Here is an 8607-nt window from a genome sequence, read left to right on the forward strand (position 1 = left end):
TCCTTGCCTCAAATTTAGGGAAGAAGGCGTCCAGAAATCTAGGGGCTATTCAGATCAAGGCGCTGGGCGTCAAGGTCGCGATGGACGATTTCGGGACAGGATATTCTTCGCTTTCGAACCTGCGCGCCTTTCCGTTCGACCGGATCAAGGTCGATCAGTCCTTTATCCGTTCGGTACACGACAACGACCAGTCGGCCGCGATTGTGCGCGCGGTCCTCGGGTTGGGCAAAGGGTTAAACCTGCCCATCCTTGCCGAAGGCGTTGAACGGCTTGAGGAACTTGATTTTCTCAGGGGCGAGATCTGTGACGCCGCCCAGGGGTACTGGTTCTCACGACCCGAAGATATTTCGGCTTTCGAAGATGTCGTGCGCGGCTCGAGAAAAACGATCGCTCCCGACCAGACCGTTGTACCGCTCAGGCTCAGAGCATAGCTCAAATCACTCAGGCTTGTCCTCATAGCCTTCATTGTCGTCTTCGCCGGTGATGCGCGAAAGCGCCTCATCGTCATCGGGTGACTGGCTTTCGATATGTTCGGCAGGATCAAAGCTCGTCGCTGCATCATCGGGGGCGGCCCGGTCCGCGCCTTCCAGCGCGGCGATGGCGGCGTTGACCTCGTCGCGCAGGGCATCGACATCGCTGCCGACATCGGAGGCTTCCAATCCGGCGAGATTATCCGAAATCTCACGCAGCCGATCAACGCGTTCCTCGGCCGGGCGACTTTCGTCATAGAGATAGTCGTTGACCTCATCGAGGCTCATCGGCATCAGCGTGGCCCTGGGGTTCGCGTCGTCACCGAGGGCCTGATCGACCGGGATGACCCGACCTTCATGGGGATGTTCTGCCATCGCTCTTCTCCTTGGCATGATCGTCCAGGACAACGCGACAGGCGCACCTTGGTTGCCGATCATTCTAGAAGTGAAGGCCGCTCGTCCTCGAACTCCAGGGCTTCGATCTTTTCGCCACGCCGCGTCACCTTGCCGGTCGAAATCAGAATGTCGTCGATATCCTGATTGGCCTGCCGGAAATGGGTCTGGAGCTTGTTGACCCGGTCGTTGAGGCGTCCGACGTCCCCCAGAAGCGCCACGACCTCCTTCTGGATGATATGGGCCTGTTCACGCATCCGTACGTCGCGCAGCAGCGCCTGAATCACCTGGATGGACAGCATCAGGAGCGAGGGCGACACGATCACCACCCGGGCCCTTGCGGCTTTCTGCACCACGTCCTCGAACCGTTCGTGCAGATCGGCAAAGATCGATTCCGAGGGCACGAACATGAAGGCGGTATCCTGGGTTTCTCCCGCGATCAGGTATTTCTCCGAAATCGCCTTGATGTGCGTTGTGCAATCGTTGCGAAATCCGGTCATGGCGGCGCGCACCGCCTCGGGGGTCTCCGCATCGGTGATCCGCTGCCAGCCTTCGAGGGGAAATTTGGCATCGATCACCAGCGAGGGCGCATCGTTTGGCATGTGGATCAGGGCATCGGGCCTCGAATTGTTGGAAAGCGTGACCTGAAATTCATAGGAATTGGGCGGCAGCCCATCGGCAATGATCGCCTCCATACGCCCCTGACCGAAAGCGCCGCGCTGCTGCTTGTTGGATAGGATCGATTGCAGTGAAACGATTTCACCCGAGAGCTGCGTGATATTTGTCTGCGCCCTGTCGATCACGGCAAGCCGTTCGTTGAGCTTGGTCAGTGTTTCATCGGTCTTGGTGCGGGTCTCGGTCATCGACTGGTTGACCCGATGCGAACTGGCGTCGATCCGCTCGGTCAGGACCCGCGCCAGATCGGAGGTTCGCGTGCCGAAAATTTCACTCATGGTCTGCATGCGGCCGGTCATTTCCGACTGAATGCGCATCATGTCGGCCATATGCCGCTCCATTTCACCATTGCGGGCGGCACCGATCGCTGCCTGTTCCTCGCGCTGCCGCGCAGCGCGGGTCTGCCCGATCAGGACGATAATGAGCCCGAGCACCGCGATCGCCAGCCCGCCGGCAAGCGCTTCGAGGACGGTAATGGGCGTTCCGCCGATGTCAAAGAGCACTGTTTCCATAATGTTCTTGTTATCTGATTCGCTGCTTCCCATATCCGCTTTGCTTGACCGGTGTGGTGCACCTGCATTAACCAGTGCGTCACACACCAATTCCGAGATATTTGAATGGCTGTACGCGAAATCCTCATCCTGCCCGATCCTCTGCTGCGCAAGGTGGCCGAGCCTGTCGAGGCGTTCGATGAAGACCTTAAAAAGACCGTCGATGACATGTTCGAAACCATGTACGACGCGCCCGGCATCGGGCTGGCCGGTCCCCAGATCGGCTATATGAAGCGTGTCGTGGTGATCGACCTGGCCGATGAGGAAAATCCGGACTCCGGCAAGATCGCCATGGTCAATCCCGAAATCGTCGGCCTGAGCGAAGAGACCGAGGTGTCCGAGGAGGGCTGCCTTTCGATCCCCGAGATGTATTACGAGGTCGAACGGCCCGCCGAGGTCACCGTCAAATATTTCACGCCCGAAGGCAAGGAAGTGACCCGCCATGCCACCGGCCGTCTGGCAGTCTGCATGCAGCATGAGATCGATCATCTCGATGGCGTGCTCTATATCGACTATCTTTCGCGCCTCAAGCGTGACCGCGTGAACAAGAAGTTCCAGAAAAAGGCCCGGCTCGCCAGCTGATCTGCGCGCCTTCAACTCGTCTCGAAATCGAAGGGCAATCCGATGCGCGTCGTCTTCATGGGCACCCCCGATTTCGCCGTGCCCACGCTGACCGAGATGGTCATGCGCGGCCATGAGGTGATCGCGTGTTACACGCGCGCACCAAAGCCGGCCGGTCGTGGTCAGTCCGAACGCAAATCGCCGGTGCATCTGGCGGCCGAAGAGTTCGGCATTCCGGTGTTTACGCCCAAAAATTTCCGCGATCCCGCCGATATCGCAACTTTTGCGGCGTTGGGCGCGGACGTGGCGGTGGTCGTGGCTTACGGCCTGTTGCTCCCTCCCGCGGTACTCGAAGCGCCGGAAAAAGGGTGCCTCAATCTGCACGGTTCGCTTTTGCCGCGCTGGCGCGGTGCCGCGCCCATCCAGCGCGCCATCATGGCCGGGGACGAGCGCACCGCAGTATCGGTGATGAAGATGGAAGAGGGGCTCGATACCGGCCCGGTGAGCCTCCTCGATTTCATTTCCATCGGACCCGACATGACGGCCGGCGAACTCCATGATGAAATGATGCGCACCGGCGCGGACCTGATGGGGCGGGCGCTGTCGGCGCTTGACCGTGACGCTCTCGAATTTACCGCTCAGCCCGATGATGGCGTTACCTACGCCAGAAAGATCGAGAAGGCCGAGGCGCGGATCGATTTTTCGCGGCCGGCACAGGAGGTTCACAACCATGTCCGGGGCCTTTCGCCGTTCCCAGGTGCGTGGTTCGAGATCGAGCTTGGCGGCAAGCCGGTGCGAGTCAAGGCATTGCGCTCGAGCCTGGCCGATGGGCAGGGCAATCCGGGCACTGTGCTCGACGGGCTGACGATTGCCTGCGGGGAGGGCGCCGTACGGTTCAAGCAGGTGCAACGTGAAGGCAAGGGGGCCATGGACGCCGAGGCCTTTCTGCGCGGCGCGGGCGACCTGACCGGCCGCTCGGTGGGCTGATGCCCCGCTACAAGCTGACCATCGAATATGACGGAACGCCATTCGTGGGCTGGCAACGCCAGGCCGATGCGCTTTCGGTGCAGGAGGCGATCGAGACTGCCATCGAGGCTTTTTCCGGCGAGGCGGTGCGCACCCAGACAGCGGGGCGTACCGACGCGGGCGTTCATGCCAAAGCTCAGGTGGCCCATTTCGATCTCGAACGCGATTGGGACCCCTTTCGCGTGTCCGAAGCACTCAATTATCACCTCAAGCCCCATCCCATCGCCATTTTGGACTGCCAATTGGTTAGCGAGGATTTCGAAGCGCGCTTTTCGGCCAAAGCGCGCCACTATCGCTATCTGATCCTCAACCGCCGTGCCCGGCCGGCGCTGGAAATCCACAAGGTCTGGCATGTTGCGGTGCCGCTCGATGCGGCGGCCATGCATGCGGCGGCGCAGACCATCCTGGGCCGGCATGACTTTACCACCTTCCGCTCCGCCCAGTGCCAGGCCAATTCGCCCCTGCGTACGCTCGACAGGCTGGACGTAAGGCGCGAGGGCGATCTGATCATCATCGAGGCTTCGGCGCGCGCTTTTCTGCATCATCAGGTGCGCTCGATGACCGGGTCGCTCAAGCTGGTCGGCGAAGGACGCTGGCCGGTGGAGGGGCTCAGGGCTGCGCTCGATGCACAGGACAGGTCGCGGTGCGGGGCCATGGCTCCATCCTCCGGGCTCTATCTGATGGCGATCGATTATTAGCCCAGGGGAAGCTGGGCGAGGATAAATATCGCAAGGATCAGGGCAAAGACCTGCGCGGCCAGCACCATCACGATTTCTCCGCCACCCAGCGCCGCGACGAGGCGCAGAATGTTGACCTCGGCGACGAATGTGGCGATGGCGATGGCCACCCACAGCGTGAGGATGATCGCGACGAGCGTTTCGCCCGCCGTGGGGCCAAGCATCAGCGCGCCAACGAAGGCAAGGCAAAAGGTTGCTGCGACGAGCCCTCCGACCGCGATGGCGTTGACCCAGTTGCTGGCAACCATGACCGGCCGGAAGGCATGCAGCGCATCAAGGCGCGGCAGGCTGATCCGCAGCGCGACGAAGCGGGCAGCGACAAGGGTGCCGATGATGAAGAGTTGGCCGGTGGGTGACATGGTTTGCCGGACGGCGGCGCCCATTCCCGTAATGGCCGTAAAGACGACAAAGGCCACAATCAGGGCAATGAAGCTGCCGGCCAGCCCGCGCTGGGAAAAATCGAACCGGGAAGTAGCATCACGACGCCCAAGCACCAGGCGCAACATGCCGCCGACGGCCCGGCCCGCCTCTTCAAGCAGCGTCAATCCGCGCTCTGCCACGCCCGATCAGAGCTCCGGTGCGGGGACGGGGCCATAAAGCAGACCCACGGCAACAAGCGCGATGAACATGCCAATGGTCTGGACGACGATGAGCATGATGATCTGGACGACCGTCATGCCGACGACCAGCCTTGCATTGTTGATGCGGGCGAGAAAGCCCACGATGACTGCCAGAACCAAAATCAGCTCGGCGCTGACCGTGACCAGCGCGACAAAGGCCAGCACGATCGAGACGATGGCGTTGACCCAGTTCTCGACCGTGACGAAGGCGGTGAATTTTTCGGTCAATCCCGTCAGGCGCAGGACCACCCATGAGGCGCTCATGATGCCGCCATAAAGCAGCGCGTTCTGAACCAGCGCGGCAAAGGTCGAAATGCCCGATCCGGCCGGGGCAACGAGCGCCGAGATGAGGAAGGTGACGACCACCGAGACCAGCAGCGCAACAAAGCTCGAGGCGAGCCCGCGCATGTCGGTGAAGAAATAGCCCGGCGCGTCACGCCGCCCTATGATCAGCCGCCAGGTTCCGCCAAAGGCAGAACGGGTTTCTTCCAGAAGGGTCGGCTGGGCTTGGGACACGAAAAAATGGCTTTCTAAAAGGCGTTGACCAACATGTAGAGGGCGATCGGCAGGACCGCAAGCAGCACGAACAGCGCCAGCCCGTATCCGATGGAAGGAGCGAGCGACAGCCCGTTGGCCTGCGCCAGCCGGAACCCCAGAATGCCGGATATCGCGAGAATGGCACCAGCGAGAGGAAGCCCGATCAGCGCAGCAAGTCCTTCGATGAGCTTCATGATCGCGATGAGATAAAGACCCGGTACCATCAATTTGGCACTCGAGCCCGAAAAGCTTGTGATCCGGGTCACGGCCAGGGTGGCAATCATCAGGGCAAACAACGCCAAAGCGTGCTGGATGACGATGAGCAGCATGGCAAAGGGCGGCGGGAAGCCCAGCCGCAGCGTGGCGAGAACGATGGCAATGAGAACAGCCCCGCCAAAAGCCACGAGCCCTGTATTCATACCCTCGGCATCGAGACGGAAATGGCGCTCCCAGTCGGGCTGCCGGCCCAGGATCTTGGACCAGCCCGATACGGCCTGTTTGAGCGTCTCGATCATCAGGCGGGTTCTCCCAAGAGGAATTTTTCGACGTAAAGCGCATAAAATTCGGCCAGCCGCTCGACATCGGCCACAGGAACGCGTTCATCGACCTGATGCATGGTCGCCCCGATCAGGCCGCATTCGACGACCGGGCAGTAAAGCGAGATGAACCGTGCGTCCGACGTTCCGCCAATGGTCGAGAGCTGCGGGCGAATGCCGTTGAACGCTTCCATCACATCGCACAGATGGGCCACATGTCCCTCGGGCTGGGAGACAAAGCACCGCGAGATCGGGCCGATCTGTTCAAATGCGATGCTGCAGCCGCGCATGTCGACTTCGGCGAGGCGGCGGTGGATTTCGGCCAGCAGCGTTTCGCCCGTCCATGTGTCGTTGAAGCGGACGTTGAAGCGCAGGGTGGTGCGCTCGGGGATGACGTTGGAAGCCGGATTGCCGGTGTCGATGGAGGTGACTTCGAGATTGGTCGGCTGGAAGTGCTCGGTGCCATCATCGAGGGGCACATAGAGCGCTTTTACGATGTCGGCGGCGACCGGCATGGGATTGTTGGCCCGCTGGGGGTAGGCCGCGTGCCCCTGTTTGCCGATCACGGTGATCCGGCCCGAAACCGAGCCGCGCCGCCCGATCTTGATCGAATCCCCGAAAGTCTCGAACGATGAGGGCTCGCCGACGATGGCGAAATCGTATTTCTCGCCTTGTGCCTCGGCCCATTCGAGCAGCTTTTTGGTGCCGTTGACCGCATCGGCCTCTTCATCGTTTGTGATGGCGAGCGAAACCGTGCCTTTCTCCAGCGCACCGGTTGCGGCCAGTTGCGCCATGGCACCGCAAAAAGCGGCGACCCCGCTTTTCATGTCGGTCGCCCCGCGGCCCCACATGACGTCGTCGACGATGGCGCCCGAAAACGGATCATGGGTCCAGGCGGTGGCATCACCGGTGGGCACGACATCGGTATGACCGGCAAACAGCAGATGCGGGCCGGGCTGACTGCCCTTGCGGGTGGCATAGAGATTGTCGACGGGGTAGGAGCCGTCGCCCTCGAATTTGAGCCGCGTGCACACAAAACCGAGTGGTGAAAGAAAGGCTTCGAGCACGTCGAGCACACCGTCTTCGACCGGGGTGACCGAAGGGCGGCGGATGAGATCGGCGAGCAGCGGGACGGCGGGATGGGTCATTGTCGCTAATCGCGCAGCAGGTCGTTGATCGATGTTTTCGAGCGGGTCTTTTCATCGACGCGCTTGACGATCACCGCGCAATAAAGATTGGGGCCGGGTTCGCCATTGGGGAGCGGCTTGCCCGGGAGGGAACCGGAGACGACGACCGAATAGGGCGGCACCTTGCCGTAGAAGATCTCGCCGGTCGTGCGGTCGACGATCTTGGTCGACTGGCCGATGAAAACGCCCATGGAAATGACCGAGCCTTCGCCAACCACGACGCCCTCGACGATTTCGGAGCGGGCGCCGATAAAGCAATGGTCCTCGATAATGACCGGGCCGGCCTGCAAAGGCTCGAGCACCCCCCCGATGCCAACGCCACCGGACAGGTGCACGTTCTTGCCGATCTGGGCGCAAGAGCCGACGGTTACCCAAGTATCGACCATGACGCTCTCATCGACATAGGCGCCCAGATTGACGAAGGACGGCATAAGGATGGCGTTCTTGCCGATGAAGGCCGAGTGCCGAACGATGGCGCCCGGGACGGCGCGGAACCCGGCGGCACGGAACTGGGTCTCGCTCCAGCCGGAAAATTTGGACGGCACCTTGTCCCACCACTGCGCGCCACCCGGCCCGCCGGGAATGGCTTCCATGTCGTTGAGGCGGAAAGAGAGCAGCACGGCCTTTTTGAGCCACTGATTGACCACCCATTCCCCGTCGGCTCCTTTTTCCGCCACGCGCGCCTGTCCCGAATCGAGCAGTGCGAGCGCCTCGTTGACTGCATCGCGGATCGCGCCAGTCGTCTGGTAATTGACGGTTTCGCGGGCTTCGAATGCGGCATCGATGGTTGCGGCAAGCTCACTCATGGACATGGGGATTGCGGGCCTTTTAGTCTTTAAACAAGGAAGGAAGAATTCGGCGCGGACCTTAACCGAAGCGCATGGGAGGGGAAACCCATATTCGCCGCGGATTGGGCGGCGGATCGGCCTGGGGTGGGCAGATCGAGAGGATCGGGAAGGCCCCTCACTCGCCGCTTCGCGTCAGAGATTGGGAAAGGCCCCCTCACCCGGACCTGCGGTCCGACCTCTCCCCCTGAGGGAGAGGTGTCTCGCGGCGCTTGCGGCCATCCTTACCTCTCCCTCAGGGGGAGAGGTCGGCGCGATGCGACGGGTGAGGGGGCCTTTCTTGATGGCATGCCAACACCTCCGACGGCGAGATTGCCTCGGGCTATGATGGGTTAGACGGCATGGGGCGATGAACGCTCCGCATTGAAATTTGTATATATGAAGCGATCATCGCCCCATGCATCCGGGATTTTGGGCTTATGGCGGCGTCTCGGGCTGGGGTTTGTCGGGATGACACCATCGCTGGTGC

General features: G+C 61.4%; 11 protein-coding genes. 4 read left to right on the plus strand and 7 right to left on the minus strand.

Annotated features, from left to right (window positions below; translation table 11 throughout):
• A partial coding sequence (locus AACZ55_RS14425; protein ID WP_339647223.1) for an EAL domain-containing protein occupies positions 1 to 431 on the plus strand: 431 nt, incomplete at its 5' end.
• 6 nt (positions 432 to 437) lie between these two features.
• Here the strand turns inward: AACZ55_RS14425 and AACZ55_RS14430 are convergent.
• Positions 438 to 845 (minus strand): hypothetical protein, encoded by a 408-nt coding sequence (locus AACZ55_RS14430; RefSeq protein WP_338607967.1) that lies wholly within the window; start codon positions 843 to 845, stop codon positions 438 to 440.
• Between the two features lie 59 nt (positions 846 to 904).
• On the minus strand, positions 905 to 2050 hold the full coding sequence (gene rmuC, locus AACZ55_RS14435; RefSeq protein WP_339647226.1) for a DNA recombination protein RmuC: 1146 nt from the start codon (positions 2048 to 2050) through the stop codon (positions 905 to 907).
• Positions 2051 to 2155: 105 nt separating this feature from the next.
• On the opposite strand from rmuC, the gene def reads away from it, so the two are divergent.
• From def to truA, 3 genes are read left to right on the plus strand one after another with little or no spacing between them, the layout of a single operon-like run.
• Entirely contained in the window at positions 2156 to 2671 is a 516-nt protein-coding gene (gene def, locus AACZ55_RS14440) for a peptide deformylase (protein ID WP_338607965.1), read from the plus strand.
• A gap of 42 nt (positions 2672 to 2713) precedes the next feature.
• Positions 2714 to 3637, plus strand: coding sequence for a methionyl-tRNA formyltransferase (gene fmt, locus AACZ55_RS14445; protein WP_339647229.1), 924 nt, complete (start codon positions 2714 to 2716; stop codon positions 3635 to 3637).
• On the plus strand, positions 3637 to 4374 hold the full coding sequence (truA, locus tag AACZ55_RS14450; protein WP_339647232.1) for a tRNA pseudouridine(38-40) synthase TruA: 738 nt from the start codon (positions 3637 to 3639) through the stop codon (positions 4372 to 4374). Before fmt ends, truA begins: the two co-directional genes overlap by 1 nt.
• Here the strand turns inward: truA and AACZ55_RS14455 are convergent.
• The 5 genes from AACZ55_RS14455 to dapD are packed head-to-tail and all read right to left on the minus strand — an operon-like array spanning position 4371 to position 8105.
• Entirely contained in the window at positions 4371 to 4973 is a 603-nt protein-coding gene (locus tag AACZ55_RS14455; protein WP_339647235.1) for a hypothetical protein, read from the minus strand. The two genes, truA and AACZ55_RS14455, sit on opposite strands and share 4 nt — an antisense overlap.
• Positions 4974 to 4979: 6 nt before the next feature.
• On the minus strand, positions 4980 to 5549 hold the full coding sequence (locus AACZ55_RS14460; RefSeq protein WP_338607961.1) for a hypothetical protein: 570 nt from the start codon (positions 5547 to 5549) through the stop codon (positions 4980 to 4982).
• 14 nt (positions 5550 to 5563) lie between these two features.
• On the minus strand, positions 5564 to 6085 hold the full coding sequence (locus AACZ55_RS14465) for a hypothetical protein (RefSeq protein WP_339647238.1): 522 nt from the start codon (positions 6083 to 6085) through the stop codon (positions 5564 to 5566).
• Positions 6085 to 7254, minus strand: a complete 1170-nt coding sequence (gene dapE, locus AACZ55_RS14470) for a succinyl-diaminopimelate desuccinylase (RefSeq protein ID WP_339647241.1) — start codon at positions 7252 to 7254, stop codon at positions 6085 to 6087. The genes AACZ55_RS14465 and dapE overlap by 1 nt, the downstream gene beginning before the upstream one ends.
• Positions 7255 to 7259: 5 nt before the next feature.
• Complete coding sequence (gene dapD / locus AACZ55_RS14475; protein ID WP_339647243.1) at positions 7260 to 8105, minus strand: 2,3,4,5-tetrahydropyridine-2,6-dicarboxylate N-succinyltransferase; 846 nt, start codon at positions 8103 to 8105, stop codon at positions 7260 to 7262.
• Positions 8106 to 8607: the final 502 nt, after the last annotated feature.

It is taken from the genome of uncultured Pelagibacterium sp. (assembly GCF_963972885.1).
GTDB classification, from domain to species: Bacteria; Pseudomonadota; Alphaproteobacteria; order Rhizobiales; family Devosiaceae; genus Pelagibacterium; species Pelagibacterium nitratireducens.

Bases quoted from the DNA above. Each gene is read 5' to 3' on its own strand.
- dapD (WP_339647243.1), bottom strand. From the start codon at position 8,105: ATGTCCATGAGTGAGCTTGCCGCAACCATCGATGCCGCATTCGAAGCC.
- truA (WP_339647232.1), top strand. From the start codon at position 3,637: ATGCCCCGCTACAAGCTGACCATCGAATATGACGGAACGCCATTCGTG.
- rmuC (WP_339647226.1), bottom strand. From the start codon at position 2,050: ATGGAAACAGTGCTCTTTGACATCGGCGGAACGCCCATTACCGTCCTC.
- AACZ55_RS14465 (WP_339647238.1), bottom strand. From the start codon at position 6,085: ATGATCGAGACGCTCAAACAGGCCGTATCGGGCTGGTCCAAGATCCTG.
- def (WP_338607965.1), top strand. From the start codon at position 2,156: ATGGCTGTACGCGAAATCCTCATCCTGCCCGATCCTCTGCTGCGCAAG.
- fmt (WP_339647229.1), top strand. From the start codon at position 2,714: ATGCGCGTCGTCTTCATGGGCACCCCCGATTTCGCCGTGCCCACGCTG.
- AACZ55_RS14430 (WP_338607967.1), bottom strand. From the start codon at position 845: ATGGCAGAACATCCCCATGAAGGTCGGGTCATCCCGGTCGATCAGGCC.
- dapE (WP_339647241.1), bottom strand. From the start codon at position 7,254: ATGACCCATCCCGCCGTCCCGCTGCTCGCCGATCTCATCCGCCGCCCT.